Genomic DNA, 26507 nt, shown 5'->3' on the forward strand with positions numbered 1-26507 from the left:
TTATTGGGACAAAAGGAGTTACAAATGCCGAGTGCCGTGCGGGATCTGCTGCACGACCTCGGGCACGACCTCGCGACGCTCTCGTGCCTCGTCGAGGGGCTGCGCGACGATCCGAAGCTGTCCGCGCAGACTCTTCGGAAGGTGGAGCTCATCGATCATGAAATGGTCAGGCTCCGCAACCACGTGAGCCAGGTCGTCGAACGTTCGTCGACGCCGGGAGTCGTGTCGGTGCGCACGATGGCGGCACAACTGGTGACGCTCGTCGACGAGGTCGCGGAGACCTGCGTGGTGCTGAGCCCCGGCGACGACGTGTCGTTGAGGATCACCGAGTCCGTGCTGTGGCGGATCCTGAAGAACGTCGTCGACAACGCGGTGCGGGCGGCGGGGCCCACCGGGCGTGTCGAGGTTCGCGCGGTGCTGTCCAGGAGCGGCCAGGTGGTCGTGGAGGTGGCCGACGACGGCCCTGGTTTCCCGAACGGCGCGCCGGGTTCGGCTTCGCGGGGCCTGAACATCGTCACCGGGTTGGTCGAGGCCTGCGGGGGCAGCTTCGACATGCGTGCGCGGCTGCCGCGTGGAACCTGTGCCCGGATCGTTCTACAGGGGGACACGTGATCAACCTGGTGCTCGCGGACGACCACGCCGTGTTCGTCGACGCACTGCGGACCGTGCTGACACAGCGCGGATTCGAGGTGTCCGCGGTGGCGGGAACGGTGGCCCTGCTGCTCCAGCGCGTGCAGGCGACGCGACCTGACGTGTGCGTCGTCGACCGGCACTTCACCGACGGCGACGCCATCGACCACATCGCGGCAGTGGTCGGTACGGGTGTGAAGGTCGTGGTGCTGACAGCGGACGGAGACGGCGACACGGTGGTGCGGGCCCTCGACTCCGGAGCCACCGGCTACGTGCACAAGTCCTGCGGTGTCGCGGCGCTGGCGGCCGCCATCCACCGGGTCGCACTCGGCGAGGTGGTCGTGGACCTTCCCTCGCCTGCCGGCCCCAAGCGCTCTCCCGCGGCCGCGGACGCGTTCCGGCTCGCCACCTACCTGACCAAGCGCGAGCGCGAATGCCTGACGATGTTGGTCGAAGGGCTGGGGACCGCCGCGATGACACGCCGATTGGGCGTCTCCGCGACCACCGTTCGCACCCACGTCCAGTCGCTGCTGACCAAGCTGGGCGTCCACTCACGTCTGGAGGCCGCCTCACTGGCGGTGCGGCACGGCCTTCTCAACGCGGACCTCTTCGACCGCAGCGGTTGACGTCCGTCTGTCGGCGCGGCGTCATGCCGGGACGGCCGTGAGCGGAAGCGGCTGACCAACCGCACGGGTCGATGCGCCCTGGTGACCATGTTCGGCGCCGCGCCGATGCGTCGTGCGGTGTCATCGACCTCCTCGCGAAACCAAGGCCTGACACCAAGGCCAAAAGACCGCCGGACCAGGAGGTACGCGCGGCCTCTCCGGTGCTGGTTTTACCGAATCCCTACCGCTGGTTGGGCGTCGCCGAACCACGGATTCATACGGTGACTCGCGAGGCATCGGACTTCGCCGTTACCCGCTGGAGGTCACACGCCATGCCAGACGAGACCAAAGAACCCGAGGGTCAGACCCCTGAGGAGATCGAGGTTGTCGCGCACAGCGACGACGAGGACGAAGAGTTGAACGCCGGTTGCACCTTCAACTCCTCTGAAGCCCTGTAGCGACGGACTGCCCAGGGCATCCGGATCTCCTGACGCGCCTCCTCCGAATACCTGCGGTGGGCGGATCGGGACAGCCGGATCCCTGGGCGCCCGCAGCCGGAGAAGTCGTCATCGGGATCAGCGAACCCTGCGGAGTTTCTGTGAGCCTGGACCACGTCGAGTTGCACAGCGGGGCGCGGATCCTCGCGGGGAAGAAGAACTACTGGTTCCTCGGCCGGGGTGGCATAGCCCGTCTCCGAGCCGGGCAACTGTCCCCCGAGGGGACACTGACACCACGCGCGGAGCACAGCCTGCGCGAATCCGGGCTGTTCGCCGCCCCGCAGAACCGTTTGTACTCGTTGACCGTGCTGACCAGCACCGACTGCAACCTGGGGTGCGGGTACTGCTTCCAGAACACTGGCCCGGACCTGGCCGGCGGCAACCGTCCGCCGCGCATCGGGCACGTGCGGCTGAAGTCGCAGGACACCACCTCGATCCTCGACTTCGCGGGCCGCCAGATGGCCGCGGGCGGGCTGGAGAAGCTCAGCATCCTGCTGTTCGGCGGGGAGCCGTTGCTCAACCCGCGCGGCTGCCTGGAACTGCTCACCCGTGCGGCGGACTACGGCCTGGTGCGCGCCTGGATGATCTCCAACACCACGCTGCTCACGCCGGAGCTGGCGAAGGACCTGTGGGACGTCAAGCTGCGGCACATCCAGGTCACCTTCGACGGGGACCGGCCCGACCACGACCAGATCCGGGTCCGGCGGTCCAACGGCGGGACCTTCGACGCGATCGTCCGCAACATGGTCCGTGCCTCGGACGCCACCCCGATGTCGTGGGTCCTGCGGGTCAACGTCTCGCACCGCACCCACGGCGGGATCGACAGCCTGCTCTCGCGGCTGGCGGGGGAGCTGGACGTGTCGCGGTGCACGATCTCCTTCGACCAGATCAGGGACATGGGGGTCGGATACGAGAACGACCTGGACCACACCCGGAACCTGTCGGCCTCGTTCTCCCGGTGGCAGCGGCAGGCGCTCGAGCTCGGCTTCCGGGTGCCCCGGCCGCGCGCGACCGAGGAGTGCCGCACGTGCGGCTACGGCGACGGCCGCTACGGCGCGGTGGTGAACGCCGACGGAACCCTGTCCAGCTGCTGGGAGACTGCCGGGAAGCCCGGCTGGGAGGTGGGCACCGCCGCGACCGGTTACCTGCCCGCCGAGCAGACCCGCGACCGCTGGCTCCAGTGCGGCGACCGGTACGACCCCAGTCCTGATGCCCCTGACGTCCGGGCGTTCCGTGACGCCGTGGACGCCGCCCTGCTCGACTACCTCGCCGAGACCGGGCGCCTCTAACCATGCCGCCGCGCCAGTACCCGGACGCGACTCCCGAAGACCCCGTTGAACGGCCGCACGGCCTGCACGTTCGTGATCCGTACCGCTGGCTCGAAGATCCCACCGACCCCCGGACGCTTCGCTGGCTCGCTGCGCAGGAAGCCCTCTTCCAGGCCGAGCGAGCCGGCTGGCCGGACGCGGACCGGTGGCACGAGCAGGTGGCGGCGCTGAGCGCGCAGGACCGGGTGATGACGCCGAAGGTCCGCGGCGAGCGGGTCTTCGTCCCCCGGCGGCGGGCGGGGCAGGAACTTCCCGTGCTGTTCGTCCAGGACGGCGGGGTCGAGCGGATTCTGCTGGACCCGAACACCCTGGAGCCGGTCGGCCGCGCCACGCTGGAGGCCTGGCAACCGTCGCCGGCCGGTGACCGGGTCGCCTACCAGATCTCCCACGACGGCACCGAGGACTCGCTGCTGTTCGTGCTCGACGTGGCGACGGGTCTGGTCGTCGACGGGCCGGTCGACCGGATCCGCGGCAGGACGGTCGGCTGGCTGCCCGGCGGCGAGCTGCTCTACTACATCAGGTGCCTGCCACCGGTCGTCGGCGACGGCGACACGCGCTATCACCGCCGGGTCTGGCTGCACAAGGTCGGAGCCGCGCCGGACGCGGACGTCCTGGTGTTCGGCGAGGGGCGGTCCAAGGCCCAGTTCTACAGCGTGGCCGTCAGCGGGGACGGGCGCTGGCTGACCATCACGGCCACCGAGGGCACCGCCCCGGCCACCGACGTCTACCTGGCCGACCTGTCCGCCAGCCCGCCGGACCGTCCCGACCTGCGGCCGGTACAGCGTGGCGGGGCCCGCACCCGGCCGCACACGGCGGCCGGCACCGGACCGGATGACGTGGTGTGGCTGCGTACCGATCAGGGTGCGCCGTACGGCCGCGTCGTGGCGTGCTCTCCGGCGCACCCGACCGCGGACGCCTGGCGGCAGGTGGTCGCGGAACGCCCTGGCGTGGTGCTGACCGACTTCGCGGTGCTCAGGGGCAGCGAGCTCGCCCGGCCGCTCGGGCTGGCCGCCTGGCTCAGCCACTCCACAGCCGAGATCACCGTCCACGACCTGGTCGGCGGCCGCCGCGTCGGCACCGTGCCGCTGCCCGGGGCGGGCACGATCGGCGACCTCTCGGTGCGGCCGGAAGGAGGGCACGAGGCGTGGTTCGCCTACACCGACTTCGGCACGCCGCCGCAGGTCATGCACTACGACGCGCGGACCGGCCGGACCAGCGTGTGGGCGCGGGGTGACAACCGTGCGGGTGAGTACGGAGTGACATCGAAGCAGGAGACGTTCACGTCCCGGGACGGCACCACCGTGCGGATGTTCGTCGTCTCCGCGGCGGGCCGCCCGGACCGCCCGCGCCCGGCCATCCTCTACGGCTACGGCGGTTTCGGCACTCCGGTGTCGGCCAAGTTCTCCTCCGAGGCCCTCGCCTGGGTCCGTGCGGGCGGGATCTTCGCCGCCGCGTGCGTGCGCGGCGGCGGTGACGAAGGCGAGCAGTGGCACCGGGCGGGCCGCGGCGAGCACAAGCAGAACAGCTTCGACGACTTCACAGCGGCCGCCGAGCACCTGGTCGCAGAGGGGTGGACCGAGCCCGGCCGGCTCGGGATCATGGGCATCTCCAACGGCGGGCTGCTGGTCGGCGGGGCGATCACCCAGCATCCGGAGAAGTACGCCGCGGCGGTGTGCATGTCCCCGCTGCTGGACATGGCCCGCTTCGAGCTGTCGGGGCTGGGCCCGAGCTGGGTGCCCGAGTACGGCAGCGCCGGCGATCCGGACCAGCTGCGCACGCTGCTGTCCTACTCGCCCTATCACCACGTCCGCCTGGGAACCTCGTACCCGGCGGTCCTGTTCACCGTCGCGGACGGCGACACCCGCGTGGATCCCCTGCACGCGCGCAAGATGTGCGCCGCCCTGCAGCACGCCACGGCCGGCGACCGGCCGGTGCTGTTCTGGCTCGAACGCGGGGTGGGGCACGGCAGCCGGGCCGCTTCCCGCCGGGCGGAGCTCTACGGTCAGGCCCTCGCCTTCCTCGGTGCCCAGCTCGGCCTGCCCGCCCTCCGGGGCGGGACGTGAACGTCCTCCTTTGCCCGCTCAGCGATGGAGGCTTCCTCTATCCGGTGATCGCGGCCGGGCGTGAACTGGCCCGCCGCGGCCATGCCGTCACCGCGCTGGGTCATGCCAGGGTGGCGCCCGTCCTGGCCGAGGCCGGGCTGTCGTTCGCGGCGGTGGAAGAGTTCGGTGAGCGGACCGGGTTCTCGGCCGCACGCTGGGGCCGCACGGGGATGGAGCAGTACCGGGCCACGTTGCGCGCGGCCATCCAGGTGCGGGCTGACGTGCTCGTGACGTCGGTGCTCTGCCACGGTGCCCTGGTCGCCGCCGAGGTGCTGGACATCCCGGTGGTGGTGGTCGGGTTGTCGATCCACCTGTGGGACTACCAGGCCGGCGGGGAGGGTGAGCCGCTGGGGGAGACCCGGCGGGTCCGGACCCTGGACACCGTCGGGCATCACACCGCCCTGCGGGAGCAGGCCGGCCTTCCCCCACGCCCGTGTCGGCAGCCGCACAACCCGTTGCTGGGCACCGCGTTGCTGCTGCGCGGCTCGCCCGCGCTCGAGTACCCGGACGCGGTGCTGCCCGACCGGGTGCATCACGTCGGCCCGCTGGCCTGGGAACCGGCGGCCGGCCCCGGCGAGCTCGAAGAACTCTCGGCGCGCCTGGACCGCAGCGCCAAGCCGATCGTCTACGTGCATCTCGGCCGCTACTTCGAAGGCCTCAACCTGTGGCCGCTGCTGAACGCGGCCTTCACCGGAGGGCCGTTCCTGGGCGTCGTCGAGCGTGGGCGGTCACGAGACCCGCGGCCCGCTCCCGGTACCGACATGCTGCTCGTGCACAAGCCGTGGATGGGGCCGCTGCTCGACCGGGCCGGGCTGGTGCTGACCAGCGCCACGTCGGCGCCGGTGCTGGCCGCGCTGCGGCAGGGTCTCCCGCTCGCGGTGTCGCCCAACGGGGCGGAGCAGGCGCTGCTCGCCGCCGCCTGTCTGCGGGCGGGTGTGGCCGTCCGCGTCCCGGCCACGGTCTCCCGCGACCCGGCCGCCGTGCTCCGCAGGGCATGGCGGAGTCCCGGACTACGTGCCCGTGCTCGTGACCTCGGCCGCGAGCTGGCGGCCGAGGACAGCGCCGCCCGCGCGGCCGCTGTCGTGGAGCAGGCGATGTCCGGTGTGGCCGCGGCCGCGTCGCCTGCCCTCCGGAAAGGATGACCATGACCGGCACCACGGACGCCGAAACCCTCACGGGGGTACGAGACTGTCTCAGCGGTCTGGCCGAAGGGTGCATGAGGTGGCTCGGCCGGAACATGCCGTACTTCGACCCGTTCTCGCCCTCGTCGCCGTTGCCGGAGAACAGAAGGGTCAAGGCAGCGCTCGAACTTGCGATCTTCTGCCACCGGTGGGAGAAGCTGAAGCCGGACGACGAGCTGTTCCACGAGGCGACCGCGCTGCTCCGGGCGATCTTCCTGCGCCCGGAGTTCGTAGAGCTCATGGACACGCACGGGGACGTGCACGCCGGTTCGCAACGGATCGTGTACGTCGCGCTGGCGCCGCGTTCGGACCTGCGCGAAGCGGTGCTCGCGCGGCTGACGGAAGACGGTTACCTGTCACCGCAAGGGAAATCGGCGTACGCGCAGCTCGAAACCCGTTACTACGCCGACAAGGCGAACCTCGAACACACCCTGGAGTCCTACCGGGATCTGGCGGCGAAGAGCCTGCTCGGCACTCCGCCAGCGCCGCCGGTGTCCACTGGCACCGCCTACGCCCTGACGCACACGGCGTTCTTCCTCGGCGACTACGGACATCGGGACATGGGCCTGCCCGCTGACGTCCGTGAGCGAGCGGAACGCGCGGTCTGCTCGATGCTCGACTCGTCCGCCGACGAGGATCTCTGGGACCTGACCAGCGAGCTGCTCATCACGCTCGCGAGCCTCGGCGGCGACGTGCTCGCCACGCCGTCGGGGCGGGCCGGCATCCGGTGCCTGGCGCGGGCCCAGCGGGCCGACGGGGCCATCCCTGGACGCTCGGCCGCCAGCGGGGTGCCGCTGTCGCTGCCACCGGGCCGGTTCTTCCGCCGGTGCTACCACACGACGCTGGTGACCGCTCTCATGACGCTGGCCGTCAGGTAACCCGGATGTCCTCCCTGCGGCGGCTGACCAACTCGGCGTTGATCAGCCCCGAGTACGCCCGCCTCTGGTCCGGGCAGGCCGTGTCCTCGTTGGGGGACATGGTCTTCACCACGACACTCATGCTGTGGGTGGGCACGGTGCTGGTCAGGGAGCAGCCGTGGGCGCCGGCCGCGGTCAGCGGTGTCCTGGTCTCGATCGGCGTGGCGGTGCTGGTGGTCGGCCCGCTCGCCGGAGTGCTGGTCGACCGGTGGGACGCCCGCCGCACCGCGCTGGGCACCGAGGTCGTCCGCGGCATCCTGGCGGGACTGCTGACCGTCGTGGTGTTCGTCCCGGTGTCCGACCTGCCGATCGCGGTCTGGCTCGTCCTGATCTACCTGAGCGTCTTCGGGCTGAACGTCGCGAGCCAGTTCTTCCAGCCGGCCCGGTTCACGTTGATCCGGGACATCGTGAGCGGGGAGGTCGACCGGGCGCGGGCGGCGGGAATCGCCCAGGCGACGGCCCAGACGGTGACGATCATCGGGCCGCCGCTCGCCGCGCCGCTGCTGTTCACCGTCGGTGTGCAGTGGGCGCTGATGTTCAACGCGCTGTCGTACGTGGTCTCCTTCGTCGCGATCCGCTCGGTGCCGTCCAGGTCGCCCGAGGCCATCTCCGGCCGGCCGCGACGGGAACACGCCGGCATGTTCACCGAGTTCGCGGCGGGCCTGCGCTTCTTCCGCGGCAACAAGACCTTGGTGATCCTGCTGTCCATCGCGGTGATCGGCCAGTACGGGATAGCCCCGCTGGACACGCTGAACGTGTTCTTCGTGACCGACAACCTGAACGCGTCGACCCACCTGTACGGCTACATGGGCATGGCCCTCGGCATCGGCGGGGTCATCGGGGCGCTGTGCACCGGCCGGATGGTGGGCTGGTTCGGCGCCCGCAACGTCACCTGGGTCGGCATCGTCCTGCTCGGCGTCGGTCTGGCCGTCTACTCCCGCCAGACCGACTTCACCGCCGGGCTGGTCCTGCTGTTCCTGCTCGCCATCCCGATGACCATGGTGAACACGGCCGTGGCGCCGTTGCTGCTCGGTGCCGCGCCGCGGGAGTACGTGGGCCGGACGACGGCCGTGTTCACCCCGGTCACCAGGCTCGCCGGCATGCTGGCCACCCTGGTGGCGGGCTGGCTGCTCAGCTCGGTCCTGCGGGACTTCAGCGTCTCGGTGGCCGGCCTGCGGCTCGGGCCGGTCGACCTGATCTTCCTGGTGTCCGGAGGGCTCATCGTCGCCTCCGGGCTGTACGCGCGGATCGCGCTGCGGCGAGCCGTCGTCGCTCCGTTGTCCGACGCGGAGAACCCACCCGGCCGTCCCGTTCCCGACCCGGCGGACGGCACGTCATGAGCGCGCTGGCGGAACTGTGAGGAAGGTGAGCAGTTCGAAGGGCGGGGCATGCTCGGCGGGGGCCGCCTCCCGGTGCAGGTCGGCGAGCATCGCGGCGACGCCGAGCGTCACCACACTCGTCCCGGCACCGCGCTCCGCCCAGCGCCAGTCACCGTCGGGGTTCACTTCGAGGAATATCGGCGTGCCGTCGCGGACGAGGAAGTCGAACGCGCCGTAGCGCAGCAACATCGCGGTGGCGAGCAGCCGGGTGGCGGCGGCGACCGCGGCGGGCGGCGTGACCAGCCGGACGCCGACCCGGCCGGGCGCGAGCCAGGGGTCGGCGGGTGACTCCTTGGTGATCTCGAATCCGTGGATCCGCCCGTTGAGATAGTAGATCCGCAGCTCGGCGTCGTGCTCGACGTGTTCCTGCACGATGACAGGCGGTCCTGCGCGTGATCCGCCCGGCAGTTCACGCCGTTCGACGACCGCGGGAAAGCGGCCGGTCAGGCAGCCGGGCGTGGCCTCGGTGAAATGGCGGTGGACCGCCTTGACCACCAGCCGCCGGCACTGGAAGGCGGCGCGCGCCTCGGCCAGGTCGGTGGTCACGATCGTGCGCGGCACGCAGACCCGGTGCAGCCGCGCGATCCGCAGTTGTGCGAGCACGCCACCCGGCGGGGGTGCGACGTCCGTGGCCGCGAGACCGGCCAGCGCGGCCGCCGCCGCGTGCCAGGACTCGCGCAGGAACAGGTCGTCGCCCGGATCACCGGTCCCCTCGATCGCCTGGCAGGAGAAGTGTCTGGTCCAGCTCACCGTCGGGGTCGACCATCCGCTGTCCGTCCGCACGGTCCCGGCCGCGGCGTCGATCACCAGGCCGGCGTCGGCGAGTTCGTCGGCGTTGACCCGGACCACCGGGATCCCCGCGGTGGCGAGCAGGGCCTGCACGCCGCCGAGTTCCTCGTCGCAGGCGCGGCTGAGCAGCAGCACGGCCGGCTGCGGCCGGCGCCGCGAACCGGCTGCCCGGGCCGGGGCGGTGGCCCGGGCAGCCCGGGGGTGGACGTCGACGACCTGGCTGGGAAAGCGGAACTCGCCGGGCTGGGTCGCGCCGGCCTCAGGCATCGGGTCTGCCTGAACCCGCCGCGTCGTCGGCCAGCAGGTCCTCCGCCATCTGCAGGAGCCTGGTCACCGTGGCTCTGACCTGCTCGGAGGCCGCCGGGAGGCGGTCGGCGACCCGGTGCAGCACCGGCATGCCCCCGGCGTCGGCTCCGTCGCGGTCGTCGTGCGTGCTCTCCAGCGACCGGAGCCGGACCAGCAGCGCCAGGACCTCCGCGGTCCCGGTGGCGAGCAGCCCGAGCGACTCGAGGTCGCCCTGGTCACGCCGCGGCCTGCTGTCCCGGTCCAGGACTTCGAGCACGCCGATGCACTCACCGTCGTCCCGGAACAGCGGCGCCGCCATGATGCTCTGCGGCAGGTAGCCCGTGGACTCGGCGGCGTCGCGGGCGAACTGCGGGTTGGCGGACACGTCGTCCACGAGCAGGGACTGGCCGCACATCACGGTCCAGCCCGCGATGCCGGTGCCGGCCGGGAAGGTCGTCCCGGGCAGCCACCCCTCGCCTTCGCCCGCCACGGCCTCGAAGACCAGGTCCCCGGTCTCCTGGTTCAGCAGGAACACCGAGGCGGCGGCCGCACCGTAGACGCTGCGGGCCATCTCCACGATCGCCTGGAGAAGCCGGCGCTGAGTCAGGCCGGACGAGTTGACCAGGACCATCATGAGCCTCCCTGCGGTTCGGCCACGTTCTCGGCGGCCAGGTAGAGCACCGACCTGAGCTGAAACGGCGTGAGCGTGGGGTGTTTGCTGAGGATCAACGCGCAGATCGCGGCCATGTGCGGGGTGGCCAGGCTGTTGCCGGTGCTGAGGATCTCCCGGCCACCGGGCCACGCCACGCGCACCCGGACACCGCGGGCGTAGAACTCCACCGGCGGAGCGGGGTTGTAGTAGTAGGTCATCGGGTCGGGGCCGTCGTGGCTGGCCACCGAGATCACCGACGCGAACGGCCAGGGATAGCTCCGCACGGGCATGTTGTGGGCCGAGGCGACGATCACGCATCGCCGGAAGTAGGCGCGGTCGGTGAGCTCCGACAGGGCGCCGCGGAACTGCTCCTTGGCGGTCGACAGGCTCATGTTGATGACGTCGAAGCCCTCGTCGATGGCCCAGCTGAGCCCGGCCAGCAGCGCGGAGCCCGTGCCGTGCTTGCCGTTGCCCAGGACACGCACCGAGGTGAGCGAGACCCGCGGGGCGATCAGCCTGATCACGCTCGCGCACGCCGTACCGTGGCCCGCCTCGTCGACGGGGTCCACCGGGACCACGACCATGTCGTCGTCGTCCCGGACCACGTCCATGGCCTGGTCGATGCCGCCCACCAGCGGGTGCGTCGCGTCCACACCGCTGTCGAGCACGCAGACCCGGATCCCGCTCCCGTCGGCGCCGCCCCACGCCCAGTCGCGGGTGACCGGGCCGATCTGGCTGAAGGCCACACGCTCCTGCGGCACCATCGTCGACGGCATGCCCCAGGCGGGCACACCGGGGAAGTGGTCGCGCGGGGGACGTCGCCAGGGCGGCAGGTCAGTCACCAGGTACCTCCGAGGGACCGGTCGACAGCCACTCACGGACCCGTCCGGCGAGGACCTCGGCACCCTTGGTCTCGAAGTCGTGCAGGGCGGCCGATCCCGCGGCCGTCGCGTCCGCGGCCCGGCCGGCTGCGCGGAGCACCACCGCCAGGTCGAACGTCGTCTCCCCGGCCAGGCACAGGTCGTCGGTGCCTTCGCTCAACGACCGGGCGGCGGTCGCGGCGCCGATCGCCGCCTCGTGCAGTCCCATGACCGACGCGAGCCGGCCACGCAGCGCGGTCGCGGCGATCCGGGCCCGCGGGCTGCTGGGGTCGCCGCCGGCCATCACCCGGTCAAGGACCCGGGTGGCGTCGCCGAGCCGGCCCTGCTCGAAGATCTCCCTGGCGACCTGGACCTCGACGTTCTGGGTGTCGGGGGCGTGCTCGCCGGCCCGGAGGATGTCCAGCGCGCGGCGGTAGCAGACCTCGGCGCGATCGTGCCGGCCGGACAGCGCCTCCAGCGCGCCGGTGACCCCCAGTGCGGCGACGGCCGCCAGGTCGACGTGGATCTCGTCGACGTGCTCGACGAGCGTCGCGAGCTTGCGCCGCGCGCCCTCCAGATCGCCTGCCAGCGCGAGCAGGTTCGCCCACGTCACGAGCACCGGCACCAGCAGCGCCCGGTTGGCGGCGAACCGGGCCGCGAGGGTCTCGCACAGCGCCAGCCCGGCGCCGACCGGGCTCGGCGACCACTGCGCGACCTCGCAGATGGCGCACAGCAGCCGGTCCTCCTCGTAGCCGTCTCCCATGGCGCGGGCACGGGTCAGCGCGAGCCGCAACGCGGTGTCCGCCGCGGCGGTCCGTTCCCCGACGAGATGCAGGCAGGCCTGGAGGTAGTGGAGCCGGCACAGGCTCAGGTCGTCGCCGGGTTCGCGCTCCAGGTCCGCCTGGATCGCCGCCGCGTCCACCGCCACCTGGCCGGGCGGCGAGAGCCCGAGCCGCAGCGAGACGATGCCGCGCTGGATCGCGCAGAGCGCCGTGTTGGCCCGGTCGCCCGGAAGCGCGGCCTCGGCGACGGCCAGTGCGGTCAGGCACTTCTCCACGTCCCACAGCCACAGTCCCGCGTCGCTGATGTGCAGCGCGAGTGCCGTGTGCCGGGCGTCGCCCTCGGCGAGGAGTTCCCTGGCGCGTTCCAGCATCTGCACCGCGGACGGCAGGTCCCTGCGGTTGAGCGCCCTGTTCCCTTCGGCTGTCAGCGTGCCGGCCGCCGCGGACGCCAGCCGCGGCAGATCCGGGTCGCCTGGCCGCAGTTCCCTGCGCAGCCGCCAGGCCGCCTCCACGTGGTAGGCCACGGCCAGCGCGTCCCCGCGCTCGTCGTACAACCCGGCGACGAAGTCGTGCCACCGCTGCCGGCGGGTCTTCGGGGTGAACTCGTACGCGGTCTCGCGCAACAGGGTCTGGGCGAACCTGATCGTCCCGGCCGAGCCGCGGACCAGGATCCGGCGCCGGACCAGCGTGGCGATCAGCTCGGTGGCCGTGGGCTCGATGGTCCCGTCCGCCGCGGCCATGGTGCGCAGCACGTCGCCGGTGAAGTCCCGGCCGATGATCGCCGCCAGCTCCACCATCGTGCGTTCCTGGCCGGGCAGCTGGTCCAGCCGGGCGCCGAGCAGCGCGTGGATCGTGGGCGGGGTCTGGGCGTCCAGACCGGTCTGAGTGAACACGTCCATGATCAGCTCGGCGAACAGCGGGTTCCCGTCGCACTGCGCCGCGACGCGTTCGTAGGTGTCGGTGTGCTCGTGCGCGTACACGTCCTCCCGTATGGCCAGCTGGCCGACCAGCACCGAACTCTCCTCGTGCGTCATCGGCCCCAGCTCGAGCGTCATCGCCGACGGCTTCCCGCCGCCCCAGGTGGGCCTGGTCTCGAGCAGCTCGCCGCGGGTCACGCACAGCATCAGGACCGGGACGTCGGTCAGCCTGGTCACGACGTCGTCGATCAGGTCGAGCAGCGTCTCCTCCGACCAGTGCAGGTCCTCCCAGACCAGGACCACCGGGCGGTCCCGGCCGAGCGCGTCGAGCAGGGACCGGACCGCCCAGGCGATGTCCACGGTGCCGACCGTCTCGCTGCCGATCGTCTCGGCGGCCATCACCGTCGCGAGCGTGCGCGCCGCCAGGCCGCCGGTGCCCAGCAGGTCCGCCAGGACGGGCCATCCGCCGGGGAACGCGGCGAGCATCTCCGCCAGCGGCTTGTAGGTGATGCCCCTGCCGTAGGCGGCGCAGCGCCCGGACAACACCAGCGCCTGGTCGTCCGACAGGGCGCCGACGAACTCACTGACCAGCCGTGACTTGCCGATCCCCGGCACGCCGAGCACGGTGACCAGCCGCATCTGCTGGTCGCGGACCACCCGGCGGAAGCTCTGCCGCAGCTCCAGCAGCTCGTCGTCGCGGCCGACGAACGGCGTCGGCCCGGTCCCGTCGCCGACGGACACGGGATCGATGACCAGGTAGGCGGAAACGGGTTGCGCCTTGCCTTTCAGCCGCAGCGGCGCCACGGGTTCGATGCCGACCTGGGAGCGGACCATGGCGGCGGTCCCGGCGTCGAGGAGGATGCCGCCCGGCGGCGCGGCGTTCTGGAGCCTGCTCGCGGTGTTGCCCGCGTCCCCGACGAGCCGGAAGTCGCCGCCCGGCCTGATGATGACGACCACGTCGCCGGTGCAGACGCCGCAGCGGGCCTCCAGCGTGACCTGGTAGCGAGCGGCGAACTCGGCGCTGAGATCGCGCAGCGCGGCGAGCGCCGCCGCGGCGGCGCGAACGGCACGGACCGCGTCGTCCTCGTGGGCGACAGTGGCGCCGAACGCGGCCATGACCGCGTCGCCGATGAACTTCTCCACCGCTCCGCCGTGGTCGGCGACGCAGGCCGCGCAGGCGGCGAAGTATGCGTCCATGATCTCGCGCAGCGGTTCCGGGTCCAGCCGCTCCGCGAGCTGAGTGGACCCCACGATGTCCACGAACAGGACCGACACCTTCTTGCGCGCCTCCTGGGGCGCGGCGGGAACCCCCAGAGCGGCACCGCAGCTCGCGCAGAAGCGATCGGACTCGGAGGTGCGGCCGCCGCATGCGGCGCACGTCATCGCGCGACGCCTTCAGACCGGAAGGGTGCCGGGGTGCCGGCCGACGTGGTCCACGCTCACAGTGACCTCCGTGATGGTGGCTCTTCCGGCTGTGTGCGGGAAAAGGGGCGTGCGAGAAACATCGCTTTCGTGGGTTCTGAAACGCACAACCACCGGTTTGAAACCGGTAAAGCCACCGCCGGTGACCATCGACAGGCGTTCGCGCGGAGATCACGCTGATGAGGACGGGAGCCGTCAGCGACCCTCGGGAGGACCGTCCATGCCGGAGGCCATCGCCTATCGGACCGGCGCGTACCGGGCCGTCGACCCGGCCCGGACCTGGCAGCGGGTGGAGCCTGCGCTGGAACGCTTCGGCATCACCAGGGTCGCCGACATCACCAGGCTGGACGAGATCGGGCTGCCGGTCCACGTGGCCTACCGTCCGGCCGGCCTCGCCTACGCGGTCAGCATGGGGTTCGGCGTGACCGTGCCACATTCACGGGTCAGCGCGGTGATGGAGAGCATCGAGGCCTGGCACGCCGAGAACCTCCGCCTGCCCGTCGTGGCCCGCGCTCCGGCGGCGGCGCTGGATCTCGGCTACGACGTGCGGGGATTGATCCTGGCTTCGCGGTCGCCGTTGACGTCCCAGGTCGTGCTGGACTGGGCGAGCGGCTACGGCCTGCTCACGGGCCGGGAGATCCTGGCGCCCGTCGACAGCATCCGGCTCGACGGCACCGAGCCGCGGGACTGGGCCACCGTGCTCTTCCGGGCCACCAGCGAGGGCCTGGCCACCGGGAACACGGAGGCCGAAGCGGTGCTGCACGGTCTGCTCGAGCTCATCGAACGGGCGAGCCTGGTCGGGCGCCACACCCGGCCCGGGCGTTACGTGGACCCTGGTACCTGCGACGATCCGGTCACCAGCCAGATCTACGCCGCTCTGCGGGCGGCGGAGTGCACCGTGGCGGTCCGGGACGTCACCGGGCCCACCGGGCTGCCGTGCTACACCGCCACCATCTGGTCGTGCGACGTGCCGATGCGCTGTGCCGGGTTCGCCTGTCACCTGAATCCGGAGATCGCGCTGGGCCGTGCGCTGGGCGAGGCCGTGCTGACCCGGCTGGCGGCCATCTCCGGAGCCCGGGACGACATCGACGGCGTCGCCTACCGGGAGATGGCCGAGCCGGTCGTGCCCGCCGCGCTGGCCGATGTCCGCGATCATGACGGCTGGGTCGACGACGGCGACCTGCGGTCGGTGATCCGGCACTGCGCGTCCCTGGTGGCGGCGGCCACCGGCTTCGAGCCGTTCGCGGTCCGGCTGACCCACGAGGACATCGGGATCCCCGCGGTCAAGGTGTTCACCCCCGGTCTGCGAAACCTCGGACAGGCCTCGTCATGACCACGTGCACGGTGTTCGTCGGGCCGACGCTGCCCCGCGCACAGGTCGAGGCGCTCCTGCCGCACGCGCGGATCCTGCCGCCGGTGCGGCACGGTGACCTGCTGCGGCTCGGCGCGCGCGCCGGGGACACGGTGCTGATCATCGACGGGTTGTTCCTGCAGACCGCGTCGGTGCGGCACCGGGAGATCATGTACCTGCTGAACCGCGGGGTGGTCGTGGCCGGCAGTTCCAGCATGGGCGCGCTGCGCGCCGCGGAGCTGTGGCGGTTCGGCATGCGCGGGTACGGAGAGGTGTTCCGGTTGTACCGCGACGGGGAGATCGACGGGGACGACGAGGTGGCCATCGTGCACGGCACCGCCGAGGACGGTCACCGCGCGTACAGCGACCCGGCGGTCGGCATCCGGGTCGCGCTGCGCGACGCGGCCGCCGCCGGGGTGCTCAGCCCGGCCGAGGCGGACCTGGCGCTCGCCGAGGCCATCGCGTTGCCGTTCCGGTCCCGCAGCTTCCGGGCGGTGGAGACGCGGATGCCCGCGGACACGGCGGAACGGTTCCGGGCCTGGCGGTCGGCGCACGACGCGGACCTGAAGGCCGCCGACGCCAGGCTGCTGTTGACAGCGGCTGCCACGGGCGACCCCGGCCTGCGCCCCGCGGGACCGGGTGATGAGCCGGCCCGCAACGTGCACACGTGGATCTTCGACATGTGGGAGCACCGCTACCACGGCGGGACGGCGGAGGGGGAGTGGGTCTCCGACGCCGACGCCGGTGCCGCGATCCGGTTGTTCCACCCCGGGTTCCGCGACCACCACCGCCGGCACGTCCTGTCCTGGGTCGCCGGGATGGCGCCGGACCACCCCGGGGTGGCCGAACGCGCCGTCGCCGTTGCCAGGGCCAGGGGGCTGCGGCTCCCGGAGCCCGGCGGCTGGCTCACCGAACGTGACCTGGCCAGGCCGTCGGACGACGTGTTCATCACGTTCCTGGTGCGGGCCTTCGGCGCCGCGCGCCGCTGGGCCCCGAGCAGGTGGGACCTGCCGCCGCAGTTGCGGACCGAACGGTCGCTGGCCGCCGGCCGGGCCGTCGTCCTCGCCGCCCGTCGCCATGACCGGGGCCGGCCCGGCGCCGAGGAGATCGACGATGTGGTCGCCGCAGTCTGGGGTTGTGCACCCGGCGACCTGGAGCCGCAGGCGTGGGACCGGGGGATTCCCGATCTGCCCACACTGCGCGGGATCGCCGCGCCGTTCGCCGGTTACGTGCGGGCCGACGAGACCATCAGCGCCATGAGCGCGGTCATGAGCGTCACCTGATACGCCTTGCGGAAGCGCTCGGTCGGCGTCGCCGCCGGGCCGGGCGTCAGCCCGATCGCCTTGGCGGGGATCGCCCCGGACTCGGCCCAGACTCCGGCGAGCATGCGGATGCCCGCCGCTCCCGACGGAGTGCGGGCCGGATCCAGGCCGAGGCAGAACTGTGAGAGCACGAACTTGGCGACGTTGTCCCATTCCTGGCGCTCGATGTAGTGCGAGGTCAGGTCTACGACGACGTGCCGCGCCCGGTCGAGGTCGGAGCGGTCCAGATCCGGGGCCCGCAGGCCGTAGTCGCTGAGGTAGAAGATCGTGTGCGCGACGGTGCACGCGTCGGCGTCGGTGATGGGCAGCGCTTCGGCCCGTGCGGCGAGCAGGCTCGCCGCGTACAGCTCACGGTAGGAGCCGTTCCCGTGCGCCACCCCGGCCATGTCCGCGTAGTACGCGACTTCGAGGCGAAGGTACGGCGATCCGGTGACCATGGACAGGTAGCCGTCGGCCGTCAGCCGCGCGAGCCCTGCCCGGCTCCGCTCGGCCGCCGCCGGCGCCAACGCGCAGTACATGAGGCTGAACTGACTTGCGTAGCGCGGGTTGGCGGCCAGCGCGTCCGGCAGCTCGTCCCGCGGCCACACCCGCCGGACCAGGGCGCCGACCTCGGCCAGGTCCGGGTCGCCGGACCGGACCCGGTCCCAGCAGCGCGCCAGCCCCGCCAGCTGCAGGAACGCCTTGGCTCGGGGCACCGTGGGCAGCTCGGCCCGTCCCGACGGCGAGTCGAGGAAGTCGGCGTTGCGCCGCACCCAGCCACAGGTGCCCGCGCGCAACCGCGCCAAGTCACCGGACACCGGAGCCTCCTGCCTGTGCCGCCGCCATCTCCCGTGCGTAGGCGTAGGTGAGCGGCGGCATCTCGTAGCGGACCGCGTGGGCGAACGTCTCCGTGCTCGGCACGGTGATGAGGCTCGCTTCGAGCAGGCTCTCAAGGACGCGCACCGCCGTGCGCTCGTCCGCGTCGAGGACGGCGGCCGCCTCGCTCAGCGTGAACACCGCCTCGGACAGCATGCCCAGCCGGGCCACCCACTGGCGGGCGTGCCGCGGCAGTTCGCTGATCGCCTCCGCCAGCCGCAGCCGGATCGTCGTCTCGCCCGCGTTCAGCTCGTCGAGCAGGGAGGGCGTGCCCGTGAGCCGTGCCGCGTACTCGCGTAGCGGCACGTGATGCAGCAGCGCCAGCCGCTCGGCCACCAGGCTCAGGCCCAGTGGCAGCAGCCCGGTCGCCAGGACGATGCGTTCGGCCGAGTGCGGGTCGGCGGCCACCCGGCGCGAGCCGATCGTCTGCTGGAGGAACTCCAGCGCGGCGTGCACCGACAACGGCGGGATCGTCAGCCGGAAGGCGTCGAGGCTCGCCAGCCTGGAGCGTGCCGTGACGATCACCGCGCTGTCCCCGGTCTCCGGCAGCAGCGGCCGGATCTCGGACTCGCGACGGGCGTCGTCGAGGATGACCAGGGCGTGGTGCCTCGCGAGCCATCTCTGCCCGGCGCGCAGGTAGTCGTCCGGCCGCCCTCTCCAGGCCCCCTGCAGCAGGGAGGGTGGCAGGAACTCGGCGACGATCTGCTCGACCGGGCGGGGTTTTCCGTCGGCGTCGTGCAAGCGGACGAAGAACCGGCCGTCCGGGAACCGGTCACCGAGCCGGTGCGCGGCATGCACAGCGAGGGCCGTCTTGCCGGTACCCAGCGGTCCCGTCACCACGACGAGCCGGTGCTTGCCGCGGGCGACCGCGTCGGTCAGCTGCCGGGTGGTCTCGGTCCGCCCGGTGAAGTTCGGCGGGTCCCAGGGCAGCCGGCGCGGTGGCCGGCTGGCCGTGCGGATGGCGGGCACGTGCCCGCGCAGCACCGACTGGTAGAACGACTCGAGCGCGGAGCTCGGTGACAGCCCGAGCTCGTGCGCGAGCGAGCGCCGCATCTCGTCGTAGACCGCCAGCGCCTCGGGCTGCCGGCCGGCCTGGCAAAGCGCGGTCATCTGCAGGATGCGCAGCCGCTCGCGGAGTGGGTGCTGCTGCGCGACCTCGGCAAGGCGTTCCACCGTGCCGGCACCGCAGTCCATCTCGATCTCGGCCTCGGCCCAGTCCTCGATCGCGGCGAGGAACTGCCGGTCGAGCCGCTTCGCGGCGGCGGCGAGCAACGGCACGTCCCGCATCCCGTCGAGCGCCTTGCCGCGCCACAGCGAGAGAGCGCCGGCCAGCGCCTCGGCCACGGCCGCGGGCGACTCCACGCGCCGCAGCCTCCCCGCGTCCCGCACCAACTGCTCGAAGCGGAGCGAGTCGAGTTCGACCGGTTCGACGTGCAGCACGTACCCGCCGGTCTGGTGGCGGATCCGGGAACCTGGCCCCGTGCCGATCATCCCGCGCAACGTGGACAGGTACACCTGGATGTTCTTGCGTGCCGTCCTCGGCGGCGAGCCGAGCCACAGGGCTTCGGCCAGCGCGTCGACCGACACCAGCGAGTTCGCGTGGCACAGCAGGGCGGCGAGCACGATCTGCTGCTTGCGCGGCCCGGCGTCCAGGGAGTCGCCGTGCGCCTCGACCCGCATGGGACCGAGGATCCCGAAACGCACCTCCGGCCTGCTCGCCGTCGGTGGTAAGCCGGCCATTCTAGGCGATTTTTACGCTCGTGTGGCCTTCGACATCGGGATCCGACAGGGCGTCCAGCCGTCTCTTGACGGAGTTCAGCACCGCCACCTCGTCCTCGGTGAGCTGGGCGAACACGTCCCGCTGCTCCGCGGCGAGCATGTCGACCGGGTTCCCTGCCTCGCGTAATGCGGCAAGTGCGTCGAACGTCATGATGGGCTCCCTCGCAGTGCCCGGAGATGTCCTAAATGGACACCCGTCAATGTCCGGACCCGCAGCGGGAGCCGTTCGACAAGCCTCGGACCGGCTGGGTCCGGCCCGCGCTCAGGACACACTCACGCATCGCGACGAATGACGCCGGAGAAAGGAAATATTCTTATTCGCCTTCTTCGGCGTCTAAGTCAACGCGCAATGTGCCTGCTCGATCGCAACCCCCGCTCAGGGGCCATATCAAGAATCTCGCCGCCGAACTGCGCAGTCAATCGACCGAATGGCGGGACACGGGCGAAGCGCTGACAACGATCTTCCCGCGCCACCCCCACCCGGCGCCAACACCCTGCGTGGCGTGCGGTACCCGCACCGAACGTGGACGGCAGCGGGGCAGTTCCAGAGAGGTCACCTCCCGGTGGGCGGTGAAGTCCCCAGCTTCGCTCGACTGCCTCACGTGCACCCCGCCTGCGCTCCGTCCCCGTCCTGCATCTCGTTTCGTCACCCATTTGGCGGGACTGGGGGACGATTTCTGGTCATGCCCGCCTGTTTTGCATCGGGTTTACCGAATGTCTTTCCTGTCGCCGATTCGCCCGATGTGAAATTCCATGGTGGACCAGGAATGGCTCGCCGGGTTCTCCGGGGCCGGCGCACGGTTCCGCCAAAGTCGTTCCGAGTACGTTCCACGAGCACCGGAAGGTCCGTCTACGCCCCCGGCACCACGCCGATCCAGTGGTTGGTATCGCCCTGGTGCCAGGCGACTACAGCTTGATTCCGGTCCGCGATGTGCCGAGCGCACCCACCTGAACCGCCCAATCGCATGCGCAACGATCAGGTCCGCAACGACGATTAACCCATGAGGGGGAACCCAGACATGCGGAGGTACCTCTATGCATGCGACCAGACGGCTCACCGCGGCTGCGGCGGTCGTCCCTCTGATTCTCTTGAGCACGACAACCGGGGCTTCGGCGGCACCCTTCTCGCTCGGCGCCGATGTGCTGGTCAGCGGCGCGTCGACGCTGACAGCCTGCCCGTACGGCGCGTCGGCGGACTTCGCCGCCGCCTACGACAACACCGAGGTCGAGCCGCAGGTGGCGGTCAACCCGGCCAGCCCGAGCGAGATGATCGGCGTGACCCAGCAGGACCGGTGGCCGGACGGCGGTGCGCGCGGCCTGTCCTCGTGGATCACGCACAACGGCGGCGCGAGCTGGACCAAGCTGCCGGACGTGCCGTGGAGCGGCTGCCAGGGCGGCCCGACCCGGTTCGGCAGGGTCACCGACCCGTGGGTGACCTACGACAAGGCAGGCAACGCCTACTTCATCGGCCAGCCGATCGACTCTGCCGCACTCGGCCTGTCCGCGATCTCGGTGACCAGCTTCGACCGAGCCGCCGGCACCTGGCGGCCGCCGCAGATCATCCAGGAGGACCTCGGCGACCGGGGTGTCTTCAACGACAAGGTCTCCATCACCGGCGATCCGACCCGCCCCGGCTACGCGTACGCGACGTGGCTCCGCGGGAGCTACCCCAACGACGGCCGTCAGCACCCGATCGCGGACCTGCACTCGTTCGCCTATCGAGGAAAGCCGATGTTCTCCCGGACGACCGACGGCGGGCTGACGTGGTCCACACCGGTGCCGATGCGCGACTCGAACACCTACATGCAGGGCAACCAGATCGCGGTAGGCCCGGACGGCACGCTGTACGACGTCGCCGCGAACCTCTTCACCGGCGCGGGGCTCAACGACAAGGGCGTCTACATGGGCGTCATGACCTCCCATGACGCCGGGCTGCACTGGTCGGCGCCGGCGAAGATCGCGCCGATCACGTTCGCCCAGCTGGTCGTGCCCGACGACGACTTCCCGATCCGCGCCGAGGACTACCTGCCCGACATCGCGGTCGACATGACCAGCGGCGCGGTCCACGTCGTGTGGGCCGACGGCCTGGGCACCGCCCTGAACAAGGTCGTGCTGGTCAAGTCCACCGACGGCGGCAGGCACTGGAGCGGCCCGACCGTGGTCGCCGCCGGTGGCGCGGGCGTGCAGTCCTACAACCACGCGATCGACGTGTCGGACACCGGCATGGTCACCCTGACCTACTGGGACGACCGGAACAACGTGCCCGGTGACGGCATCGCCACCACCGACATCTGGGTCCGCCACTCGCACGACGGCACCCAGACCTGGGAGCCCGAACAGCACCTGCACGGGCCGTTCAACCACTACACCGCACCGGTTTCGTACTTCGCGCCAGGCGATCCGAGGGGACTGTTCCTCGGCGACTACATGGGACTCGAAACGATCTCGGGCAACGACACCATCGCGTTCTTCACCTCGACCGGCAACGACGGGGCCGACGTCCACGCCGTGCGCCTGAACCACAGCTGACAGCGTGACGGGTGCGGGCGGCTCGCCCGCACCCTGTGCTTGCGGAGGCGACTTTGCTGCCCGCCTTCAGATTCTGGGGCCGGTGACACCGCGCGGCTTGTAGACCGCGAGCGCCATCGCCACGACCAGCACTACGGGCGCTCCGCCGGCGCTCGGAAGGACGTCGCGCCGGAGGAGCTCGCCGCCTACTGCGTCCACGCCCTCGCCGCGGCCGGTTTCCTCCTAAGCTGGATAGTAGAGGCCAACGTCGCGTTGCGAGCGGGACCTTCGAATTCCGCTGGTCACGACGTGGTGCTCTGATGATCGCCGGTTCAGGCGACGAGGCTCGAAGACGTCCAGGTAGCAGAGGAGGACGTCATGAAACGTCAACACCTCGGGCTGTACGCGATCGCACTCGCGATCCTGATCGTCGGCCTCGCATTCGCCGGGGTTCCGCTCCAGACGATGTTGTTCGGCCTGTTCGTGCTGGCTTGCCCGCTGATGATGATGTTCATGATGCGTGGCCACGGCGGCGGATCTGACCAGGAGAAGCAGGACCACCACACCACCGGCCATCGTGATGGCTGATGCCGCGTACTGGCCGCGAACGACATGAGCCCGTTCACTCGCCGGGCCTTTCTCGGCACCGTCGCACTCGGACTGGCCGGGTGTACGTCCGGCAACCCGCTGATCCTGCCGACCGATCCACTGGTGAGCCGCACGGAGTCGGCCCGCGGTGGCACCGGCCGCACCCGTGCGGTCACGTTGACCGCGACCAGAAGCCAGGTCGATCTCGGCGGTCCGGTGGTCGACACGTGGACCTACGACGGCGCTCTGCCCGGCAGGGAGATCCGCGTCGGCGCGGGCGACCTCGTCGAGGCCCGGTTGGTGAACCGGCTGCCCGCGGACACGTCGGTCCACTGGCACGGACTGGCGCTGCGCAACGACATGGACGGCGCGCCTCCCGTAACGCAGGCCGCGATCAAGCCGGGGGAGGACTTCACCTACCGGTTCGTCGCGCCCACGCCCGGTACGTACTGGTTCCACCCGCACACCGGCACTCAACTCGACCGCGGCCTGTACGCGCCGTTGATCGTCGAGGACCCGGCCGAACCCGGCGGGTATGACGCGGAGTGGGTGATCGTGCTGGACGACTGGCTCGACGGGACCGGCACGGACCCGGACGAGGTGCTCGCCGGACTGCGCCGGCGCGGCGGGCACTCGATGCACGGCATGACCGGGCTCGGCGGGGACGTGCCCCATCCACACCACCTGATCAACGGCCGCGTCGCGGCAGCTCCCGTCACGTTCGCCGCGAAACCTGGCCACCGCGTGCGGATCCGTTTCATCAACGCGGCCGCGGACACCGCGTACCGGGTCGCACTGAGCGGACATCGCATGACGGTGACCCACACCGACGGTTTCCCCGTCACTCCGGTGGACACCGACGCCCTGATCATGGGGATGGGCGAGCGCTACGACGTGCTGGTCACCCTGGGAGACGGCGCGTTCGGGCTGGTGGCGCTCGCGGAAGGCAAGAACGCCACCGCACGGGCCATCGTGCGCACCGGCTCCGGCGCCGTTCCCGACGTGCGGCCCGCAGAGCTGGACGGCAAGGTCGTGACGTACGACGAGCTCAGGGCGGTAGCGCCGCTGTCCGCGAGAAAGCCGGACGTGGTGCACCGGATGGCGTTGACCGGCGGAATGATGAGCTACGAGTGGGGCATCAACGGCCGCACAGGCGACCTCACCCCAGCGCGTGTCCGAAGTGGACAGCGAGTCAGGCTGGAGTTCGCGAACACCACGATGATGTGGCACCCGATGCACCTGCACGGCCACACCTTCCAGCTCGGCGGACCGCGCAAGGACACCGTGATCGTGCGGCCTGGCCAGACGGTGGCGTGCGAGTTCGACGCGGACAACCCAGGCCAGTGGATGGTCCATTGCCACAACGCCTACCACGCCGAAGCAGGGATGATGACCGCGCTTGGTTACGAGGAGTCTCGATGAACACCGTGGTGCTGGACGTCAGCGGACTGCACTGGGCGTCCGAGCAGAACGTCGTCAACGCCAAGCTGGGCAGGCAAGCCGGTGTGCACGACGTCGAGGTCAACCCGGCCGCGCAGACGGCGACCGTGCACTTCGACCCGGCCGTGACCTCCGTGGCGGACCTGCGGCAGTGGGTGATCGACTGCGGCTACCACTGTGCCGGCCAGTCGGTGCCGCATCACATCTGCGATCCGGCCGCGGAACCGGGCGCCGAGCACTCGCCGCACGAGATGATGGGCCACGGCGGGCACACCGGCATGTCGATGGCCGCGATGGTCGCCGACATGCGCAACCGGTTCCTGGTGGCGTTGCTGTTCTCCATCCCGATCGTGCTGTGGTCGCCGATCGGCACTGACGTCTTCGGGTTGCACCTGCCCACACCGTTCGGGATGCGCGCGGACGTGTGGTCGCTGGTGCTCAGCCTGCCGGTGATCTTCTACTCGTGCTGGATCTTCTTCGACGGTGCCTGGCGTGCGTTGCGCGCCAGGACACTCGACATGATGGTGCTCGTCGCTGTGGCGGTCGGCGCGGGCTGGCTGTACTCCGTGGTGATCACGTGCACCGGCGGGGGAGAGGTCTTCTACGAGGCCGCGACGGTACTGGCCGCGTTCGTCCTGTTGGGACACTGGTTCGAGATGCGTGCCCGAGGTGGCGCGAACGACGCGATCCGTGCCCTGTTGAACCTGGCACCGCCCAAGGCCGTGGTCCTGCGCGACGGTGAGCCGGTCGAGGTGCCGACAGCCGAAGTCGCGGTCGGCGACCTGCTCCAGGTGCGACCGGGTGCGAAGATCGCGGTGGACGGTGTCGTCGAGGACGGCGAGTCCGAGGTCGACGAGTCGATGGTCACGGGCGAGAGCCTGCCGGTGCACAAAGCACCCGGTTCGGCCGTCGTCGGTGCCACGATCAACGCCAACGGCACGTTGCGCGTCCGCGCGACCAAGATCGGCTCGGACACCGCGCTGGCCCAGATCGTCAAGCTCGTCCAGGAGGCGCAGAACTCCAAGGCGCCAGGGCAGCGGCTCGCCGACCGGGCGGCGTTCTGGCTGGTGCTGGTCGCACTGGTGGGTGGTGGGCTGACGTTGGGAGCGTGGCTGCTCTCGGGCGCCTCGTTCGCGACCGCGATGCTGTTCGCCATCACGGTCGTCGTGATCACTTGCCCGGACGCCCTCGGCCTCGCGACCCCGACCGCGATCATGGTCGGTACCGGGCTCGGCGCCAAGCGCGGCGTGCTGTTCAAGAACGCGATGGCGCTGGAGGTCTCGGCACGCATCGACGTCGTCGTGATGGACAAGACCGGCACGCTCACCAAGGGCGAGCCCGAGGTCACCGACGTGATCGCTGACGGCTTCGCCGAGGCCGAGTTGCTGCGGATCGTCGCGGTGGTCGAACGCGAGTCCGAGCACCCGCTCGCCGAGGCCATCGTTCGCCGCGCCGGCGACCTCGACGGGGCGCGCGCCGAGCGCTTCGAGAACGTGCCAGGGCACGGCGCCATCGCCCACGTGAACGGACGGCGCGTCGTGGTCGGCAACCGGCGACTGCTGGAGCGGGAAGGCATCGACCTCGGATCCCTGGCGGCACGCCGGGACGAACTGGCCGCCACCGGCCGCACCGCGGTGCTGGCCGCGGTCGACGGCGTGGCTGTGGGCGTGTTCGGCATCGCGGACGCCCTGCGGGAGACGTCGGTGGCCGCCGTCGAGGCGTTGCACGACCTCGGCGTCGAGGTCGTCATGCTGACCGGGGACAACCAGGCGACCGCGGAACGCATCGCCTCGCGGCTCGGCATCGACACCGTCATCGCGGAGGTGCTGCCTGGTGACAAAGCCGCCAAGGTGGCCGAGTTGCAGCGGTCCGGGCTCAAGGTCGCGATGGTGGGCGACGGCGTCAACGACGCTCCGGCGCTGGCCCAGGCAGACCTCGGCATCGCCATCGGCGCGGGCACCGACGTGGCCATCGAGACCGCTGATGTGGTGTTGATGCGTTCCGATCCGCTGGACGTCCCGACCGCGTTGCGCATTGGCCGCGGCACGGTGCGCAAGATGCGCCAGAACCTCGGCTGGGCCATCGGCTACAACACCATCGCCCTGCCGATCGCCGCAGGTGTCTTCGAGCCGGCCTTCGGGTTGATGCTGCGCCCGGAGATCGCCGCGCTGTCGATGTCCGGCTCGAGTCTCATCGTCGCGGTGAATGCATTGGCGCTCAAACGACTTCGGCTGCCCGCGGCCGTCGCCGACCACCCAACTACCTCACCTAGTAGATCCTGACAGGAGACTTACGCGCGGCTTCGTAGAATGCCGGCC

22 protein-coding genes are annotated in these 26507 nt (G+C 71.1%); 14 read left to right on the forward strand and 8 right to left on the reverse strand.

Translation table 11 applies throughout. The annotated features are described in order from the left end of the window. Nucleotides 1-24 precede the first annotated feature (24 nt). From BM417_RS36180 to BM417_RS36210, 8 genes are all read left to right on the forward strand, one after another. Nucleotides 25-612, forward strand: coding sequence for a sensor histidine kinase (locus BM417_RS36180; protein WP_093603828.1), 588 nt, complete (start codon nt 25-27; stop codon nt 610-612). Beyond that, nucleotides 609-1256: a response regulator transcription factor gene (locus BM417_RS36185; protein ID WP_093603830.1), complete on the forward strand. Its 648-nt coding sequence runs from the start codon at nt 609-611 to the stop codon at nt 1254-1256. Before BM417_RS36180 ends, BM417_RS36185 begins: the two co-directional genes overlap by 4 nt. Nucleotides 1257-1567: 311 nt before the next feature. Continuing rightward, nucleotides 1568-1693: a hypothetical protein gene (locus tag BM417_RS49980; protein WP_281251390.1), complete on the forward strand. Its 126-nt coding sequence runs from the start codon at nt 1568-1570 to the stop codon at nt 1691-1693. 140 nt (nt 1694-1833) lie between these two features. Continuing rightward, nucleotides 1834-3021, forward strand: coding sequence for a radical SAM protein (locus BM417_RS36190; RefSeq protein WP_093603832.1), 1188 nt, complete (start codon nt 1834-1836; stop codon nt 3019-3021). 2 nt (nt 3022-3023) lie between these two features. Beyond that, nucleotides 3024-5123 (forward strand): prolyl oligopeptidase family serine peptidase, encoded by a 2100-nt coding sequence (locus tag BM417_RS36195; protein ID WP_093603834.1) that lies wholly within the window; start codon nt 3024-3026, stop codon nt 5121-5123. After that, nucleotides 5120-6304, forward strand: coding sequence for a glycosyltransferase (locus tag BM417_RS36200; RefSeq protein WP_093603836.1), 1185 nt, complete (start codon nt 5120-5122; stop codon nt 6302-6304). Before BM417_RS36195 ends, BM417_RS36200 begins: the two co-directional genes overlap by 4 nt. Before the next feature lie 2 nt (nt 6305-6306). Further along, a complete protein-coding gene (locus BM417_RS36205; protein ID WP_093603838.1) occupies nt 6307-7221 on the forward strand; it encodes a DUF6895 family protein in 915 nt (304 codons plus the stop codon). A gap of 5 nt (nt 7222-7226) precedes the next feature. Further along, on the forward strand, nt 7227-8600 hold the full coding sequence (locus BM417_RS36210; RefSeq protein WP_093603840.1) for an MFS transporter: 1374 nt from the start codon (nt 7227-7229) through the stop codon (nt 8598-8600). On the opposite strand, the gene BM417_RS36215 is transcribed toward BM417_RS36210, so the two are convergent. Genes BM417_RS36215 through BM417_RS36230 form a run of 4 tightly spaced genes read right to left on the reverse strand, consistent with a single transcriptional unit; the run spans nt 8595 to nt 14307 of the window. After that, entirely contained in the window at nt 8595-9695 is a 1101-nt protein-coding gene (locus BM417_RS36215; RefSeq protein ID WP_093603842.1) for an ATP-grasp domain-containing protein, read from the reverse strand. The two genes, BM417_RS36210 and BM417_RS36215, sit on opposite strands and share 6 nt — an antisense overlap. Next, nucleotides 9688-10347: a GAF domain-containing protein gene (locus BM417_RS36220; protein ID WP_218164672.1), complete on the reverse strand. Its 660-nt coding sequence runs from the start codon at nt 10345-10347 to the stop codon at nt 9688-9690. Before BM417_RS36220 ends, BM417_RS36215 begins: the two co-directional genes overlap by 8 nt. Continuing rightward, on the reverse strand, nt 10344-11207 hold the full coding sequence (locus BM417_RS36225) for a S8 family serine peptidase (RefSeq protein ID WP_093603846.1): 864 nt from the start codon (nt 11205-11207) through the stop codon (nt 10344-10346). Before BM417_RS36225 ends, BM417_RS36220 begins: the two co-directional genes overlap by 4 nt. Then, on the reverse strand, nt 11200-14307 hold the full coding sequence (locus tag BM417_RS36230; protein WP_093603848.1) for an ATP-binding protein: 3108 nt from the start codon (nt 14305-14307) through the stop codon (nt 11200-11202). The genes BM417_RS36225 and BM417_RS36230 overlap by 8 nt, the downstream gene beginning before the upstream one ends. Before the next feature lie 259 nt (nt 14308-14566). On the opposite strand from BM417_RS36230, the gene BM417_RS36235 reads away from it, so the two are divergent. Further along, the gene (locus tag BM417_RS36235) at nt 14567-15679 is read left to right on the forward strand and encodes a YcaO-like family protein (RefSeq protein ID WP_177320788.1); all 1113 of its coding nucleotides are present in this window, start codon (nt 14567-14569) and stop codon (nt 15677-15679) included. Then, nucleotides 15676-16980, forward strand: coding sequence for a TfuA-like protein (locus tag BM417_RS36240; protein WP_093603850.1), 1305 nt, complete (start codon nt 15676-15678; stop codon nt 16978-16980). Before BM417_RS36235 ends, BM417_RS36240 begins: the two co-directional genes overlap by 4 nt. Here the strand turns inward: BM417_RS36240 and BM417_RS36245 are convergent. The 3 genes from BM417_RS36245 to BM417_RS36255 are packed head-to-tail and all read right to left on the reverse strand — an operon-like array spanning nt 16923 to nt 19804. Continuing rightward, a complete protein-coding gene (locus BM417_RS36245; RefSeq protein ID WP_093603852.1) occupies nt 16923-17816 on the reverse strand; it encodes a DUF6895 family protein in 894 nt (297 codons plus the stop codon). The two genes, BM417_RS36240 and BM417_RS36245, sit on opposite strands and share 58 nt — an antisense overlap. After that, entirely contained in the window at nt 17806-19578 is a 1773-nt protein-coding gene (locus tag BM417_RS36250) for an AfsR/SARP family transcriptional regulator (protein ID WP_177320789.1), read from the reverse strand. Before BM417_RS36250 ends, BM417_RS36245 begins: the two co-directional genes overlap by 11 nt. Nucleotides 19579-19615: 37 nt before the next feature. Beyond that, complete coding sequence (locus BM417_RS36255) at nt 19616-19804, reverse strand: aroma-sacti cluster domain-containing protein (protein WP_093603856.1); 189 nt, start codon at nt 19802-19804, stop codon at nt 19616-19618. A 938-nt stretch (nt 19805-20742) separates the two neighbouring features. On the opposite strand from BM417_RS36255, the gene BM417_RS36260 reads away from it, so the two are divergent. Next, nucleotides 20743-22182: a sialidase family protein gene (locus tag BM417_RS36260; RefSeq protein ID WP_143138952.1), complete on the forward strand. Its 1440-nt coding sequence runs from the start codon at nt 20743-20745 to the stop codon at nt 22180-22182. Nucleotides 22183-22248: 66 nt separating this feature from the next. On the opposite strand, the gene BM417_RS49985 is transcribed toward BM417_RS36260, so the two are convergent. Further along, nucleotides 22249-22380, reverse strand: a complete 132-nt coding sequence (locus BM417_RS49985; RefSeq protein ID WP_281251391.1) for a hypothetical protein — start codon at nt 22378-22380, stop codon at nt 22249-22251. A gap of 159 nt (nt 22381-22539) precedes the next feature. On the opposite strand from BM417_RS49985, the gene BM417_RS36265 reads away from it, so the two are divergent. Genes BM417_RS36265 through BM417_RS36275 form a run of 3 tightly spaced genes read left to right on the forward strand, consistent with a single transcriptional unit; the run spans nt 22540 to nt 26471 of the window. Next, the gene (locus BM417_RS36265) at nt 22540-22749 is read left to right on the forward strand and encodes a DUF2933 domain-containing protein (RefSeq protein WP_093603860.1); all 210 of its coding nucleotides are present in this window, start codon (nt 22540-22542) and stop codon (nt 22747-22749) included. 24 nt (nt 22750-22773) lie between these two features. Beyond that, complete coding sequence (locus BM417_RS36270; RefSeq protein ID WP_093603862.1) at nt 22774-24171, forward strand: multicopper oxidase family protein; 1398 nt, start codon at nt 22774-22776, stop codon at nt 24169-24171. Beyond that, the gene (locus BM417_RS36275; protein ID WP_093603864.1) at nt 24168-26471 is read left to right on the forward strand and encodes a heavy metal translocating P-type ATPase; all 2304 of its coding nucleotides are present in this window, start codon (nt 24168-24170) and stop codon (nt 26469-26471) included. Before BM417_RS36270 ends, BM417_RS36275 begins: the two co-directional genes overlap by 4 nt. Nucleotides 26472-26507: the final 36 nt, after the last annotated feature.

This window comes from Lentzea waywayandensis, assembly GCF_900115955.1.
GTDB classification, from domain to species: Bacteria; Actinomycetota; Actinomycetes; order Mycobacteriales; family Pseudonocardiaceae; genus Lentzea; species Lentzea waywayandensis.